This is a genomic window from Shinella sp. WSD5-1, assembly GCF_963942435.1.
GTDB lineage: Bacteria > Pseudomonadota > Alphaproteobacteria > Rhizobiales > Rhizobiaceae > Shinella > Shinella yambaruensis.
This window is the reverse complement of record NZ_OZ012596.1, coordinates 2409133-2423447: the sequence shown is the minus strand read 5'-3', so window position 1 is coordinate 2423447 and position 14315 is coordinate 2409133. Positions and strand designations below refer to the sequence as shown.

Annotated in this window: 11 protein-coding genes, 3 tRNA genes and 2 pseudogenes; 10 read left to right on the top strand and 6 right to left on the bottom strand. The window is 62.7% G+C overall.

Features of this window, described 5'->3' with window-relative positions:
* Positions 1 to 27 precede the first annotated feature (27 nt).
* A complete protein-coding gene (locus AABQ55_RS11875; RefSeq protein ID WP_272805146.1) occupies positions 28 to 894 on the bottom strand; it encodes a pirin family protein in 867 nt (288 codons plus the stop codon).
* 124 nt (positions 895 to 1018) lie between these two features.
* Here AABQ55_RS11875 and AABQ55_RS11870 point away from each other — a divergent pair, with 124 nt between their 5' ends.
* Positions 1019 to 1930 carry a LysR family transcriptional regulator gene (locus AABQ55_RS11870; protein ID WP_272805145.1) on the top strand — a complete coding sequence of 304 codons (912 nt, stop codon included), beginning with the start codon at positions 1019 to 1021 and terminating at the stop codon, positions 1928 to 1930.
* 486 nt (positions 1931 to 2416) lie between these two features.
* On the opposite strand, the pseudogene AABQ55_RS11865 reads toward AABQ55_RS11870, so the two are convergent.
* Positions 2417 to 3158: pseudogene (locus AABQ55_RS11865) on the bottom strand (DUF1403 family protein).
* A gap of 739 nt (positions 3159 to 3897) precedes the next feature.
* On the opposite strand from AABQ55_RS11865, the gene AABQ55_RS11860 reads away from it, so the two are divergent.
* A complete protein-coding gene (locus tag AABQ55_RS11860; RefSeq protein WP_272805142.1) occupies positions 3898 to 4761 on the top strand; it encodes a phage integrase N-terminal domain-containing protein in 864 nt (287 codons plus the stop codon).
* A 984-nt stretch (positions 4762 to 5745) separates the two neighbouring features.
* Here AABQ55_RS11860 and AABQ55_RS11850 read toward each other — a convergent pair.
* The 3 genes from AABQ55_RS11850 to AABQ55_RS11840 form a co-directional block, all read right to left on the bottom strand.
* Positions 5746 to 7593, bottom strand: coding sequence for a tyrosine-type recombinase/integrase (locus AABQ55_RS11850; protein ID WP_272805141.1), 1848 nt, complete (start codon positions 7591 to 7593; stop codon positions 5746 to 5748).
* 226 nt (positions 7594 to 7819) lie between these two features.
* Positions 7820 to 7893, bottom strand: a tRNA-Gly gene (locus AABQ55_RS11845).
* 24 nt (positions 7894 to 7917) lie between these two features.
* Positions 7918 to 8002, bottom strand: a tRNA-Tyr gene (locus AABQ55_RS11840).
* 269 nt (positions 8003 to 8271) lie between these two features.
* On the opposite strand from AABQ55_RS11840, the gene rlmB reads away from it, so the two are divergent.
* Positions 8272 to 9147, top strand: a complete 876-nt coding sequence (gene rlmB, locus AABQ55_RS11835) for a 23S rRNA (guanosine(2251)-2'-O)-methyltransferase RlmB (protein ID WP_272805140.1) — start codon at positions 8272 to 8274, stop codon at positions 9145 to 9147.
* A 69-nt stretch (positions 9148 to 9216) separates the two neighbouring features.
* Here the strand turns inward: rlmB and AABQ55_RS11830 are convergent, their stop codons facing one another.
* Positions 9217 to 9840: an FMN-dependent NADH-azoreductase gene (locus AABQ55_RS11830; RefSeq protein WP_244765767.1), complete on the bottom strand. Its 624-nt coding sequence runs from the start codon at positions 9838 to 9840 to the stop codon at positions 9217 to 9219.
* 130 nt (positions 9841 to 9970) lie between these two features.
* On the opposite strand from AABQ55_RS11830, the gene AABQ55_RS11825 reads away from it, so the two are divergent.
* From AABQ55_RS11825 to AABQ55_RS11795, 7 genes and pseudogenes are all read left to right on the top strand, one after another.
* Positions 9971 to 10834: a LysR family transcriptional regulator gene (locus AABQ55_RS11825; protein WP_272805139.1), complete on the top strand. Its 864-nt coding sequence runs from the start codon at positions 9971 to 9973 to the stop codon at positions 10832 to 10834.
* A 21-nt stretch (positions 10835 to 10855) separates the two neighbouring features.
* A protein-coding gene (locus AABQ55_RS11820; protein WP_168168997.1) for an IS3 family transposase occupies positions 10856 to 11994 on the top strand; the annotation gives its coding sequence in 2 pieces (ribosomal slippage) (positions 10856 to 11114 and positions 11114 to 11994; 1140 coding nt in all).
* Positions 11995 to 12058: 64 nt separating this feature from the next.
* Positions 12059 to 12205, top strand: a pseudogene (locus AABQ55_RS11815) (hypothetical protein); the annotation flags it as partial.
* A gap of 54 nt (positions 12206 to 12259) precedes the next feature.
* A tRNA-Thr gene (locus tag AABQ55_RS11810) sits at positions 12260 to 12335 on the top strand.
* Positions 12336 to 12598: 263 nt separating this feature from the next.
* Complete coding sequence (locus AABQ55_RS11805) at positions 12599 to 12793, top strand: hypothetical protein (RefSeq protein ID WP_244765769.1); 195 nt, start codon at positions 12599 to 12601, stop codon at positions 12791 to 12793.
* A 125-nt stretch (positions 12794 to 12918) separates the two neighbouring features.
* Entirely contained in the window at positions 12919 to 13692 is a 774-nt protein-coding gene (locus AABQ55_RS11800) for an NAD kinase (RefSeq protein WP_272805138.1), read from the top strand.
* 35 nt (positions 13693 to 13727) lie between these two features.
* Positions 13728 to 14234, top strand: coding sequence for a hypothetical protein (locus AABQ55_RS11795; RefSeq protein ID WP_272805137.1), 507 nt, complete (start codon positions 13728 to 13730; stop codon positions 14232 to 14234).
* Positions 14235 to 14315: the final 81 nt, after the last annotated feature.

Here is a 14315-nt window from a genome sequence, read left to right as displayed (position 1 = left end):
GAGAGCCGCCGAGGACAAGCTTGAAGGTCAGGCGGCGATCGTGCCGAACCTGCCGGCGCGAAAGTCTGCAAAGGCCTGCTGCAATTCTTCCGGCGTGGTCATGACGAAGGGGCCGCGCATGGCGACCGGCTCGCCGAGCGGCGTACCGCTCAGCACCAGAACCGTCGCGTCGCTCTCGGCCTCAAGGCTGAAGGCGCCGCCTGTACGGTCGAGCAATACGAACTGGCCGCCGCGGGCCGAGGACGTGCCGTTCACCAGAACGGAGCCGCGCAGGACGACGAACCCGGCCGTGTGCCCTTCGGGCAGATCGAGCGAAACGTCCTTGCCCTGGTTCAGCCTGAGGTCCCAGAGGTCGATCGGCGAGAAGGTGCGGGCCGGGCCCTTGTGGCCTTTATAGTCGCCGGCGATCACCCGCAGGCGGCCGGCCTCGCCGGCAAGCGCGACGGCCGGGATGTCGCGGTCGGACAGCGACTGGTAGCCGGGTGCCGCGTTCTTGTCCTTTGCCGGCAGGTTGACCCAGAGCTGGACCATGTCGAGCGTACCGCCCCGGCGGGTGAAGGCCGGCGAATGGAACTCCTCGTGCAGGATGCCGGCGGCGGCCGTCATCCACTGCACGTCGCCCGGGCCGATGACGCCGCCCGCTCCGGTCGAGTCGCGGTGCTCGACCTCGCCCTCATAGACGAGAGTCACGGTCTCGAAACCGCGGTGCGGATGGGCGCCGACGCCGCGCGGCTCGTTGGTCGGCGAAAAGGCCGCTGGACCGGCATGGTCGAGATGCAGGAACGGGCTGACATGTTCGCCGAACGTTTCATAGGACAGCATCGAACGAACCGGAAAACCATTACCGACCCAGTGCTGCGCGGGGCTGCTGTAGATGCCGAGAATCTTTCTCATGGGGTGTGCTCCTTGGGGCTTTGCGTTGGGCAATCTGTTGAGATCAATATACGGCTGCACCAAATCTGGCAGTAGACGGCAATATCGTGCTAGAATGTCCTGAATTCAGGACAATGGAGCCCCGATGCAGGATCTCAATGACTTCCGTTTCTTCGTCGACGTGATCGAGCAGAACGGCTTTTCCGCTGCCGCTCGCAAGCTCGGCATGCCGCGTTCGCGGCTCAGCCGCCGCATCGGCCTTCTGGAGAAAAGCCTCGGCGTCCGCCTCGTGCAGCGCTCCACGCGGCAGTTCACGGTGACCGAGATTGGCCAGGAATTCTATCGCCATTGCCTCGCGATGGTCGTGGAGGCGGAGGCCGCGCAGGAGGTGATCGAGCGCATGCGCGCGGAGCCGCGCGGCACCGTGAAGGTCAGCTGCCCGTCCTCCGTCATCTATTTCCAGGTGGGCGAGATGATCGCGCGCTTCATGGCCAGGCACCCCCAGGTCCATATCCACCTCGAGAGCACGAACCGGCGTGTCGATGTCATCAAGGAGGGGTTCGACGTCGCCATCCGCGTGCGCTTTCCCCCGCTCGTCGACAGCGACCTCGTGGTGCGCAAATTCGCCGAGAGCACCCAGAGACTGGTCGCTAGCCCCGGCCTGGTGGAGGGATGCTTCTCCCGGCCGCTCGTTCCGGCAGACCTGACGGCCATGCCGAGCCTTTCCTGGGGGCCGCCTGCCGGCAGGCACGAATGGCGGCTGGAAGGGCCGCAGGGCGCGACGGCAACCGTGCCGCACGATCCCCGGCTGGTGACGGAGGACATGGTGGCGCTCCGCCAGGCCGCGCTTTCCGGCATCGGCGTCTGCCAGTTTCCGACCATGGTCGTGCAGGAGGACCTGGCGGCCGGGCGGCTCGTCGACATCCTGCCGCAATGGGCGCCGCGCAACGGCATTATCCATGCCGCCTTCCCTTCCCGCCGCGGGCTGCTGCCCTCGGTGCGCACGCTCATGGATTATCTTGCAGCCGAATACGCGGCCTTGACCAAGGCCGAGTAAAGTTCGGACTGCGTCACAATGGTCAAAATGGACTGGATGCTGTGGCGTTCTGCGCAAAGAAGGACGCTGCGTCTCCTCCCCCCGTTTGTTCAATACGGCGCCTCGACTTGTCCATCGGCACATAGGCCGTCTTCAGCTGGGAATAGTGTTCCAGCGCCACCAGCGAATTCTCCATGAGAAGCCTGATGTTTGGAGCCGCCGAAAAGGATTTCAACCGGAGAGAACTTGTAAAGGCGTTGAAGGAAATCGAACCCGTATATCCGCTGGCAATACAGTTTATGTTACTGAATATCCTAACTTATGGCTTGGTTTTCAGGTGGGAGAAGACGTAGCTTCGCCACACGTAATTTGTCACGCCCTTCCATTCGCGCAGCGCCGGCGGCAGATCCGCCAATTCCCGATCAACCAAGCGTTCGCTCGCGTCATTCGTCCGAGGCGCCTGTGCTTTGCTGCGTGGCGCTTTGGCTGTATCCGATCCGCTCATCGTCACACCCCGTAAATCCGAAAAGACGGCCGGCCAAAGAGTTCCCGCACGGCGCCAAACCCCTCCAGCCGCTCGAACAGGCGGGTGGCGGCCCCTGCCCCCTTGGTGCGCACCTTCGACGCCGCGGCAGGCAGCATGTCAGCGCGCCGGGCGATCTTCCGGCGGCGCGCAGCGCCGTACCCGCCCCCCTCGACCAGCGCGAGGCAGACGGCGCGCGGGAAGACGGGGGCGCCTGGGCGCACACGGCCGCGACCGCCGAGCGGGCGGAAGGCCGGGCCGCTCGGCCATCGGCAGCGGTACGAGATGGGTCCATTTCAGCCTAACCGCGACCAACATGTCGGCGGGCATCCAGGCGAGCGGTTCGGCATCCGGCCGGCCGGCATGGATCACCGTCACCAGCGCGGCGGCGAACGGGGTGAGCGGGCGGACTGGAGCGCATCGTCGACGTGAGCGACCGCCAAGGCAAGCCGGCCGTCCCAAGTGAAGCCCCAGAAGATCGGCAAGTTCGGCCACCGCTTTCGAGGAAAACGCAGGTTTTCGCGTGGCGAGCCTTTTGTAGGCCAAAAACACCCCGCCCGCCGGGCCAGGATCGTCGCCAACAGCGGTCAGCAGAACGGCGTCGCGCAGTCCCGCTTCTTCCTCGTTGCAGACCAACAGCCGAACGGCAGTGGTGGCACATTTCAGGGCTTGGCGCGATCGCCAACAACCGGCCCACACAGTTTCGGCGGAATCGAGATCATCCATCTATTTCAAAGCAATGCCGGCTGCGAAGGCAGCATCCAGCTCGCTTGGCTCGCGGCAAGGCCCAGCCAGGTATCTGCGGCAGGGTGACAACGGCCTCCGAAGAAGAAATTGCTGGCGTCACAGCGGAATTACCGCAGTGACGACAGAGTGACCTGCCGCAGAATAAGGTACGGATGACGACCGCATTGTTTGCAGCAGCCGTGACGATGATCCGTCATGGTGTTGGCGCAGTCACCTTCCGGCGGGTGTCGAACACCGGAGCCTGGCGCAGCGATCCCGCGCCGGTTAGTCCCACTGCACTAGCCGTACCCAGCCGGCATTCCCAGACGCGCCCAGGCTCATCTCGCGCGTCGTCCCTGCTCCAGCGGGGAGAGCCTTGCTCATCACCGGCTTCGCCTGTCGGTCGTTCCACGGCCGTGCGATAGCGCGCGTCCTTCAACCATCCACCGTTCCGTCATCCCTCCGCAGCGGGCCTTTCGCCTGCAGCAGTCGTCTTGTCCAACCACAGGAGCTTCATCCATGTCCGACACATCCTGATCCTAATGCATCGCCCGCCGCTGACCTTCCCACAGGAAGCAGCGCGGAAGCCTCACGCGAACGAGGCACTACCGGTGATCCGGGCACCTGCCCCTGGCCCTTGCGGGCATCCCGCTTCCACGCGGGTTGGCATCAACACTGACCCAAGACTCCACCCGGAACGACGATCCTTCACGCAATTCGAACTTTTTGGCTGAAGCAGATGGACAATCTCACCTTTACCCTGAAGCAACTGTGCCGGCGCAATCGCGACGGCAGCCATGCGACGCAGGCCGACCGGATGCACTCGCTGACGCTGGCCGCCCGCCAGTTGAGCGAAGCTGGTTTCCGGCAGATGCGCGCCACCTCCCTCAAAGGCCGGCATGTCGACGCGCTTGTGGGCCGCTGGCAGGAGGAAGGGCTTTCAGCCGGCACCATGAAAAACCGGGTTTCGCACCTGCGCTGGTGGGCGGAGAAGATCGGCAAGCCCGGTCTCATTCCCGCCGACAATGCAAAGCTCGGTATTCCGCAGCGTAGGTACGCGACGAACGAGAACAAGGCGGCCGAGCTCGGCACCCGGCTGGAGCGCGTCACCGATGCCCATGTCCGCATGAGCCTTCAATTGCAGCAGGCGTTTGGCCTGCGCCGGGAGGAAAGCATCAAGTTCCAGCCGCGTTATGCCGATCGCGGCGATCATATCGCGCTGAAGGGTTCATGGACCAAGGGCGGACGGGAGCGGACGGTTCCGATCACCACAGTCGAGCAGCGGGTGATACTGGACCATGCCCATGTTCTTGTCGGGGCCGGCTCACTGATCCCGGCGCACCTGACCTACATCCAGCAGCGCCATGTCTATGACGGACAATGCAAGGCAGCCGGCCTCAGCCACATGCATGGGCTGCGCCATCGCTACGCCCAGCAGCGCTACGAAGTCTTGACCGGATGGAAGCCGCCGGCAGCCGGTGGCCCGGCCATCCGGCAACTGACACCGGAGCAGCGCCTCGTCGATTATGAGGCCCGCCAACAGATCAGCCGGGAGCTGGGCCACGAGCGCATCCAGATCACGTTCGTCTATCTCGGACGATGATGGCTGCAGAGAATAGGCCGGCCTCGCCAGGCTGGCCACTCAAGCAAGGAAATCGAGGAAACGCTCAGACATAAGGGCATAACGAAAAACCTCTCCTCGCGCCAACGAGAAGAGGTTTTCGGTCACCCTCGAGGAACTGGCCTTGTTCGTTGTCGGCGACAATGATCTGGGACGGAAGCTCGCCCGGCTAGGAAAGCTGATCGAGCAGCGAAAGCGGAATGGACAACGCGAGTCCGCCGGCGGGATAAATCCCCATCTGAATCTGTTAAGTCTGCGCCGGAATAAGCGGGCAGCACTGCGCCAGCCTTCATTGAGGTCGGGCAGAGGTTCCGGATCGTGCGTAAGCTGTCACAGCATTCAAATAGCCCTGAACCGTAACGTTCGCGCCTGCGGCAGTCGAAGCATGTTGCTGGCGAACTGGGCCATGCCAAGAAGGCGGAGAAGGGTTTGAAAGCGAAGGGCTAAAGGAAGGGCATCAAGGGAAATGGTCCTATCCAGAAACGGAAAAGGAGAGCAAAGGCTCTTCTGCGTCACTCGGCAGGCTTCTTAACGAACGGCCACACCGCCGCTACTCTAGGGAATGAATTCGACGCCGGCCTTTTCGAGCGCGGTCTTAAGCACTTTCAGATTTGCTGCCGTGATTGTCGGCCGTCCATCTTCCAATAGCCAATCGGCCAAGGTGCCGATCTAGCGGCATTTCTCGCATTCGATCTCGTGGGCAATCATCGGCGCGGCCGTCACCGCGATCCCCGGCGGGACGGATCTCAGACAGATGCGCATGGAAATCGATGCCACCCGCATCGATGATCCGCTGCTACTCTTATAATGGCAGCGTTGCCACCGACCGTCACCACACCCAAACCTTCCAACATAGATACTACCGGGTCTGGCCACCCCGAGACGGTACACCTCGGCGCTATTTCGCGGTTCATATAATGCAACTCGTAGAGAGAGCCAAAGCCCCCGCGCATCATCCGACAGCGATCAGGCGCTTCGACGCAACGCACGCCCGCCTTTCTCTTTCATGGCAAGGCAAACGGCCATGAGAATGTCATGAAAATTCTCTCCGACTACCGCATCGATCGGCGAGCGTCCTTTCAGTCGGCCATAGGGATGCTTCAGCAAGCGATAGATCTGCCAGCCGTCCTTGTCCCAACCATGCATCAAAACCGCACGGATGAACCTGTCCTTGAGCGGATCAAGATGCCAATCGGGAATTCGGCGGCCGAGATTTCCAACAGTCAGGGCCAGTAGCTTGCCAGTGCGAACGTCGTAATTGACCGACTGCCTCGACTTGCCGACGGCTTTCGCGAAATCTACCACCGACAGATTGCAAGGCGAGTTGAATAATTCCAGCATCTCCAGCCGTTCACGCTGAGCGTCCGTGACAGCGTCCGCGATACTGGGGCGGGCGGTCACCGCAGGCAGGCGCGTTATCCGGGCCTTCACGATTGCGAACCCGTCATCTCCGGTCTCTCCCGCCCAAGCCGCGGGTTCCGTTGCCGAGTGAGATAAAACGCCCCCGGACTGCTCTGCGAATGCAAAGGGAAGCCCCACTGCCGCACCCGGCAACCGCAGGCTGCCCTTCTCCACCTTACCATGCTCAAACAGATCCAGCCGATCCGCCCAGTCCTGCATCATACGCCGACGCGGCTCGACATATTCGGCGTGATTGTAAGCAGAACTGACCTTGTCCGGATCGGCATGCGACAATTGCGCATCGACCCAGATTTTCGGATATCCGATTTCGTTGAGCGCGGTTGAAATCGTTGCCCGGATACCGTGTCCGGTGAGCCGATCTTTGTAGCCAAGGCGCTTGAGCGCTGCGTTGAGCGTATTCTCGCTCATCTGTTTTTTCGGATCGTAAGCGTGTGGAAACAGGAAGCGCTGTGTGGGAGCGACAAGCGTGAGCATATGGCGGACGACTTCGACGGCCTGAACCGACAATGGCACGATGTAGGGCGGAACGTCGCGCGGACGCTTCCGACGCTTACGCATTTCAAGCTGCAACTGCTTGACGATCTCCGGCGGGATGATCCACAGCCCCTTGTCGAGATGGAACTGATCAGGCGTCGCAAGCCGAACCTCTCCAGTGCGTACTCCGGTCAGAAGAAGAAGCCGGAGGCCCAACTGGGTTTGTAGCACGCCGGGATAGTTTCGCAGCAGCCGAAGGAAGGAAGGCAATTCATCCATCAAGAGATAGGGATTGTGCCGCACCGGTGGCAGCGGAGCCGCAATCGCATCCAGGTCGGATGCCGGATTATTTTCCATGTCCGGCACCACGACAAGCGCGAAGCGGAACATCTGGCGCAGCCAGGTCCGCACCTTGTCCGCCACCGAGAAGGCTCCCCGCCGCTCGATGCGGTCGACAACGGCGAGCAGATCATGCCGCCTGATCTCGAGGATCGGCCGCTTGCCAAGCTTCGGCAGGACATCCTTGGCGAAGACGCGCCTGATCTGTGTCAGTGTCGTCTGACGCCCCTCCTTGAGGGAAAGCGCCCGTCGCTGGAACCACTTTTTGTAGACCACGCGGAAGGTGTTTTCGTCGGCGTCAGCGCGTGCTCGCTTCTTCTGCTCTCGGTAAGCCTGTGGATCGGTTCCTGCGGCAAGCACCGCATTGGCTCCATCGCGAAGAGCGCGCGCCTGCTGAAGGCTGAGTTCGGGATAAGTTCCAAACGAAATGCGGCGGCGCCGCTCCGCCCAGACATAGCGGTAGTGCCAAGATTTCACGCCGTTCGTCGCGACGAACAGCGAAAGACCGTCCGAATCGTTGAGCGTGTAGTCCTTGCCAAGGGTCTTCGCCTGTCGGATCTTCAGATCGGTAAGTGCCATGTTCCTGCTCCTGATGTTTAGTCAGGGCCGGGATTTTTGGCTCGCTCGCCTCATGCCGCCAGAATCAATCCGGAACCGTCAGCGCCCGCTTTGATGTACCGTTTAATGTACCATTTTGGGGTGGCTGTGGGTGGTTTTCGGTGGATGATGCTGGATTAGCGAAAAGCGATTATCCTTCCAGTTTCAACGGCTTGCAGAACTCACTGGAATTCAGCGGAAGCCAAGATGGAGCGGGTAGCGGGAATCGAACCCGCGTATTCAGCTTGGAAGGCTGCTGCTCTACCATTGAGCTATACCCGCGGGGTCATGATCCGTGCGACAGAATGGTGGAGGGAGTTGGATTTGAACCAACGTAGGCTGAGCCAACGGATTTACAGTCCGTCCCCTTTAACCACTCGGGCATCCCTCCATATTCCGTCGGGATCAAGCGACCAGTGTCGACCGGCGGGCAGTGCCTTTTCGGCGGCGCCTTCGATCTGGCGGCGTATATGACGGGCACAAATCGTCCTGTCAACACAAGGCCATGGAAAAAATTGCGAAAAACGTCATCGTCCCCATCCGGCATCCGGAAGAGGCCGTCCGCGCGTTCGGAATCCCCCTGCCCTTGTTCGCTATTTTTCGCACGCCGCGCACATAAACCGCTGCACACTGGGGCGCCAGATGGTCTATAAGGCCGGCATGAGCAAAGACGATACCGGCGGCAAGTCCGCAAAAGACACCCATTACGCCAAGCTGCGCCGGGCGCACCGCGACCAGCGGCGCGAACGCGGCGAGATTCCGACACCCAGGGACGACCGCCGCCGCAGGCAGGCGGAAGGCTGGAAGGCGCCGGCTCTCGCTCCCGACCAGGTCCATCTCTATGGCCTGCACACGGTGCGCGCGGCCCTAGACAATCCGGAGCGGCAGATCATCAAGCTTTCGGTGAGCCAGAACGCCGCACAGCGGCTGCAGCTGCCCGAGCTTTCGACCCTGCCCTATCCGGTCGAGACCGTGCTGCCCTCCGACCTCGACAAGGTGCTCGGCCCCGAGGCGATCCACCAGGGCGTGATGCTGGAAACGCGCCCCCTGCCGATGCGCCGCCTGGAGGCGCTGAAGGACAGCCCGCTGCTGCTCGTGCTCGACCAGGTGACGGACCCGCACAATGTCGGCGCCATCATGCGCTCGGCCGTCGCCTTCAATGCCGGTGCCGTCATCACCACGCAGCGCCATTCGCCGACCGAATCGGGCGTGCTCGCCAAAACCGCCTCCGGGGCGCTGGAGCTCATTCCCTATATCCAGGTGACCAACCTCGCCGATGCGCTGGACGAGCTGCACAAGCTTGGCTTCCTGACGATCGGCCTTGATTCGGAAGGCCCGGAGCCGCTGGAGGGCACCCTGTCCGGCGAACGCATCGCGCTCGTCATGGGAGCGGAGGGCAAGGGCCTGCGACAGAAGACACGCGCCACCTGCAAGTCGCTCGCCCGGCTCGACATGCCCGGCACGATCAAGTCGCTCAACGTCTCGAACGCCGCCGCGATCGCGCTCTACGCCACGCAGCGGCATCTCTCGCGCTGAAATTACACCTCGCAAACGAAAGGCCCGCCGATGCGGAACCGGCGGGCCTTTGCATGTCGGCGGACGGCCTCAGCTGGCGCGCTTCAGCGCTCCGCGATCGGAAATGGTGCGCTCGGCCTCGGAAATCGCCTCGATCTTCGAATCGGGGCTGAGGTTCAGGCCCTCGGCGCGCACCAGCTCCACATCCGTGATGCCGAAGAAACCGAGCACGACCTTCAGGTAGCTTTCCTGATGGTCCATGGCGGACGCCGGACCGGCGGAATAATGGCCGCCGCGGGTGGAGACGATGATGACCTTCTTGCCCTTGGCGAGGCCCTCGGGGCCTTCGGCGGTGTAGCGGAAGGTCTTGCCGGCGACGGCGACGCGGTCGATCCAGGCCTTGAGCTGGCTCGGCAGGGAGAAATTGTACATCGGCACGCCGAGAATGATCGTATCGGCGGCCAGGAACTCGTCGAGCACGACCTTGCTTTCGGCGACCTCCGCGGCGATCTGGGCATGCACCTCTTCCGGCTTCGCATTGGCCGCCATCAGATGGGCGCCGGACAGATGCGGCAGCGGGTTGGCGACGAGGTCGCGATAGGTGATGGTGGCGGCCGGCTGCTCGGCCTTGATCTGGGCGGCGACGGCGGCCGTCAGGCGACGGGAGACGGAGTGATCGCCGAGAATGCCGGAATCGACATGGAGGATGTTCATGGGGCTGCACCTTTGTTTCGGTTGGGTGCAACACATATGCTGTGAAAACAATCACGCGATTAGACGGCAAAAATCCAATTGACTGTTTCCGGAGAGAAACAATAATTCGCAAAATACCCGGAGACATCCCATGCAGGACCTGAACGATCTCGCGCTTTACGCCGCCGTGGTGCGGCACAAGGGTTTTACCGCGGCGGCGAATGCGCTGTCCGTGCCGAAATCGAAGATCAGCAAGCGCGTCGCCGCGCTGGAGGAGCAGCTCGGCGTGCGCCTCATCGAGCGCTCCACCCGCAAGCTCGCCGTCACCGACATCGGCCAGTCCTTCTACGAGCGCTGCGAGGCGGTGCTCTCCGGCGTCGAGGCGGCGGAGGCCGTCGTGGCGGTCGCCAAGGCGGAGCCGGCAGGCACCGTGCGGCTGTCGATGCCGCCGGGCTTTGCGCCGATGATCGCAGACGTGCTGCCGGGCTTCATGAAACGTTATCCCGACGTCCGCCTCTCCATCCTCACCACCGGCCGCCCGGTCGACCTCATCGAGGAGCGGATCGACATCGCGCTGCGCGTGCGCGACGGCTACGACACGGACCAGTCGCTGGTCGTGCGCCGCTTCGCCGGCACGCGGCGCTATCTCGCGGCAAGCCCGCGTTTTCTCGAACGGTACGGCCCGGTCGATCTCGAGACGATCGGCCGCCTGCCCACGCTCTCCATGCAGGAGAACAATCCGCGCGTGATCTGGACACTCTTCCACCAGAACGGCGCCGTGCACGACGTCTCCCACTCCCCGGTGTTGCTGTGTTCTGATTTCAGCGTCCTGGAGCGCGCAACGATCGAGGGCATCGGGCTCGCCCTGCTGCCGGACATGATCGTGGAGCGCGGCTTTCGCAGCGGCTACCTGACGCCGGTCCTGCCGGAGTGGTCCAGCGCGGAATCGACCAGAGCTGGCTCGGGAAATCTGCACAGCGGGGATAAGTGGAGTTTCTGCCTGACTTCGGCTTAGATGCCGGGAACAGGAGAGACCATGACGAGACGACCGCGCCGGAACCATAGCCCGGCTTTCAAGGCGAAGGTGGCACTTGCCGCCATCCGAGGTGAGCAGACGCTGGTGGAGTTGTCCCAGCAGTTCGATGTGCACGCCAACCAGATCAAGCAATGGAAAGACCAGCTCCTTGAGGGGGCGACAGGTGTGTTCGGCGATGAAACGAAAGCGGAGCCGTCGGGTCCGACCATCGATGTCAAAACGCTGCACGCGAAAATCGGCGAACTGACACTGGAGAACGATTTTTTATCCGGTGCGCTCGGCAAGGCGGGATTGCTGGGCGGAAAGAAATGATCGACCGCGAGCACAAGCTATCCGTCGTGCGCCAGGCGAAGCTTCTCGGCTTCAGCCGTGGCAGCGTCTACTATCTGCCTCGTCCGGTGTCTGACGGCGATCTGGCCCTTATGCGCCGGATTGACGAATTGCATCTCGACTACCCCTTTGCCGGAAGTCGGATGTTGCAAGGGCTCTTGAGAGGAGAAGGTCTGGAGACCGGGCGGCGACACGTCGCCACGCTGATGAAGAAGATGGGCATCGAGGCGATCTACCGCCGCCCGAACACCTCGAAACCAGCGCCAGGGCACAAAATTTATCCCTACCTCCTACGAAAGCTGGCAGTCACCCGGCCCAATCAGGTGTGGGCAATGGACCTGACCTACATCCCCATGGCGCGGGGATTTGTCTATCTGTGCGCCGTCGTGGACTGGTTCAGCCGGAAGGTCTTGTCATGGCGGTTGTCGATCACGATGGAAGCAGCCTTCTGCATCGAGGCGGTGGAGGAGGCACTTGCCCGTCATGGCAGGCCGGAAATCTTCAATACCGACCAGGGATCGCAGTTCACCTCCATCGACTTCACCGCCGTGCTGAAGAGGTCACAGATTGCCATCTCGATGGATGGCAAGGGTGCGTGGCGAGACAATGTCTTCGTCGAGCGGCTCTGGCGTTCGATCAAATACGAGGAAGTCTACCTCCATGCCTACAAGACTGTGTCCGAGGCACGCGCTGGCATCGCCCGATATCTGAACTTCTACAACACCAGACGCCCACATTCATCCCTTGACCGGCGGACGCCGGATCAGGCCTACTTCAACGCGCTGACACCAATGATGGTGGCGGCATAATCGAGGCGGAAATCCACTTAGCGAAACGCCCGAAGCTGTTCAGACAAACCGAGCCACCTCTACCGTGCATGCGGTCTTCACCTCGCGCCACGGCATGCTGCCCGCCGTCCGCGCCCTCATCGACCACCTCGCCGAAAACCTTCCCCGCTCCATGCTGCGCTGCCAGGAAATCGCCCCCAGGACCGCGCTCGACAGCAACTGGTCGATCTGAACAGGCCCTTTTCGCTTTACAGCGGCGGAGAATGTGCTAACTCCCTCGCTGAGTGCCCTTATAGCTCAGTTGGTAGAGCACCTGATTTGTAATCAGGGGGTCCCGGGTTCGAGTCCTGGTGGGGGCACCATCTCCTTTCCAACGCATTGATCGAGTCTTCGCCCCGCTGTCTTACAGCCCGATGGCATCGTGGCGGCTGTGGCGCGGCCCGGATCGCCGATGCGCCTTCCTTCTTCCCGCCGTCGAAGCGAGCCGACCGGCGAGGTACATTGCCGTTCCCGGCCGACTGGCCTATAGGCGTTGATCGACGGGGTGCCTCCGGCACCCCCATTCCCGTTTCGCGGCGCCGGGCAAGACCGGCCATCATGCGAAAACCATGGCGGAGGAACGAACGTGGCGGAAGACAAGGGACCGGTTTCGAAAGTGACGGTCGAAAAGCGGATCGACGGAAAATACTTCTACGCACTCACCTTCCGCGGCGTCACCTATCCGGTGAAGGGTCCGTTCGCCAATCCGATGGAGGCGGCCGCCAGCGGACAGGCCGTGCTGAAGATACTGGAAGAACGCGCCGGGCCGGCGAAAGCCTGAGCGGCGTATGCCCTCACACCGTCCTTGTCATATTTTTCAGATGCGCATGCCGTAAAGGCGTGCGACAAAGACCGGCCCTGGATGCAGGATGTCCGGGGCTTGCTTAGAGGATGCGGATCGACGGCATGGCGCGTACCTTCAATTCCCTTTCCTTCGTCGCCTCACAGGCGCCCGAAGCGCAGGAAGCGCGCAACGAGCTGGTTTCGATCTATGGCAATGCCGATCCGGAAGAGGCCGACGTCATCGTCGCGCTCGGCGGCGACGGCTTCATGCTGCAGACGCTGCACACGACGATGAACACCGGCAAGCGCGTCTACGGCATGAACCGCGGCTCCATCGGCTTCCTGATGAACCGCTACGACACGAAGGACCTGGCGGGCCGCATTGACGGGGCGATTGAGAACGCCTTCCGCCCGCTGGAGATGATCACCGGCGACGCCAGCGGCCAGGAGCGCCGGGCGCTCGCCATCAACGAGGTCTATCTCTTCCGCCAGTCCTACCAGGCGGCCAAGCTGCGCGTCAGCGTCGACGGGCGGGTTCGGCTGGAAGAGCTGATCTGCGACGGCCTGCTGCTGGCGACGCCGGCGGGCTCGACGGCCTACAATCTTTCCGCACACGGGCCGATCCTGCCGCTCGAGGCGCCGCTGCTCGCCCTCACCCCCGTCAGCGCCTTCCGGCCGCGGCGCTGGCGCGGCGCGCTGCTGCCGAACAAGGTGACGGTGGAGATCGAGGTGCTGGAGGCGGAAAAGCGGCCGGTCAACGCGGTGGCCGACAACACCGAGGTCAAATCGGTGACATCCGTGCGCATTGCCGAATCGGCCGGGCTTTCGGCGCGCATCCTCTCCGATCCCGACCATTCCTGGTCCGACCGGATTCTTGCCGAACAATTCGATTACTGACACTGTTACCCAGGCTTCGGGACAGGAGTTTCGCCATGACGCGGTATGCAGCCCTTGGCACCGCCCTCACCCTGCTTTTCCTCGCCGGGCAGCCCGCCCTCGCGGACGAATCGCCGGTTGCGGAAACCATCACCTTCGTCGTCAGCACCGGCTTCTGGGAAGAACCGGTCGAGGCGGAGGAGGAAGACGCCGCCGCCAAGCCGGATACGGCCGAGACGAAGGAGGCGGCCGCCCTCCGCCGCGGCTACTACAAGCTGATCGCCGTGCGCCAGGCGGATGGCACGGCACAGGTCCATCTCCAGCAGATCGAGGCGACCGCCGACGGCCCGAAGATCGCCTCCTCGACGGTGCTGGACGAATTCTCGGCGATGAAGCCCTATGTCACGGACATAAGGCCGGAAAACTCCTCCGGCATCACCACGCAGCCGGGACTGTTCGCGACGGTCTACCTGAAGACCGATCCCAAGGCCGCCGAGCCGGAAGGCTGGACGGTGCTGATCGACGATCTCGGCGAGATCAAGATCGAGCGGGCGACGAACTGAGAACGACCGCCCGTCACACTCTCCTCCGTCATCCTCGGGCTTGACCCGAGGAGAGGTTGTGGGGCTATCGAACGACAACGG

What these genes read in the sequence shown, in the direction of transcription:
- AABQ55_RS11800 (WP_272805138.1), top strand. Translation starts at nt 12,919, where the DNA reads ATGGCGCGTACCTTCAATTCCCTTTCCTTCGTCGCCTCACAGGCGCCC.
- AABQ55_RS11825 (WP_272805139.1), top strand. Translation starts at nt 9,971, where the DNA reads ATGCAGGACCTGAACGATCTCGCGCTTTACGCCGCCGTGGTGCGGCAC.
- AABQ55_RS11870 (WP_272805145.1), top strand. Translation starts at nt 1,019, where the DNA reads ATGCAGGATCTCAATGACTTCCGTTTCTTCGTCGACGTGATCGAGCAG.
- rlmB (WP_272805140.1), top strand. Translation starts at nt 8,272, where the DNA reads ATGAGCAAAGACGATACCGGCGGCAAGTCCGCAAAAGACACCCATTAC.
- AABQ55_RS11795 (WP_272805137.1), top strand. Translation starts at nt 13,728, where the DNA reads ATGACGCGGTATGCAGCCCTTGGCACCGCCCTCACCCTGCTTTTCCTC.
- AABQ55_RS11830 (WP_244765767.1), bottom strand. Translation starts at nt 9,840, where the DNA reads ATGAACATCCTCCATGTCGATTCCGGCATTCTCGGCGATCACTCCGTC.
- AABQ55_RS11875 (WP_272805146.1), bottom strand. Translation starts at nt 894, where the DNA reads ATGAGAAAGATTCTCGGCATCTACAGCAGCCCCGCGCAGCACTGGGTC.
- AABQ55_RS11850 (WP_272805141.1), bottom strand. Translation starts at nt 7,593, where the DNA reads ATGGCACTTACCGATCTGAAGATCCGACAGGCGAAGACCCTTGGCAAG.
- AABQ55_RS11860 (WP_272805142.1), top strand. Translation starts at nt 3,898, where the DNA reads ATGGACAATCTCACCTTTACCCTGAAGCAACTGTGCCGGCGCAATCGC.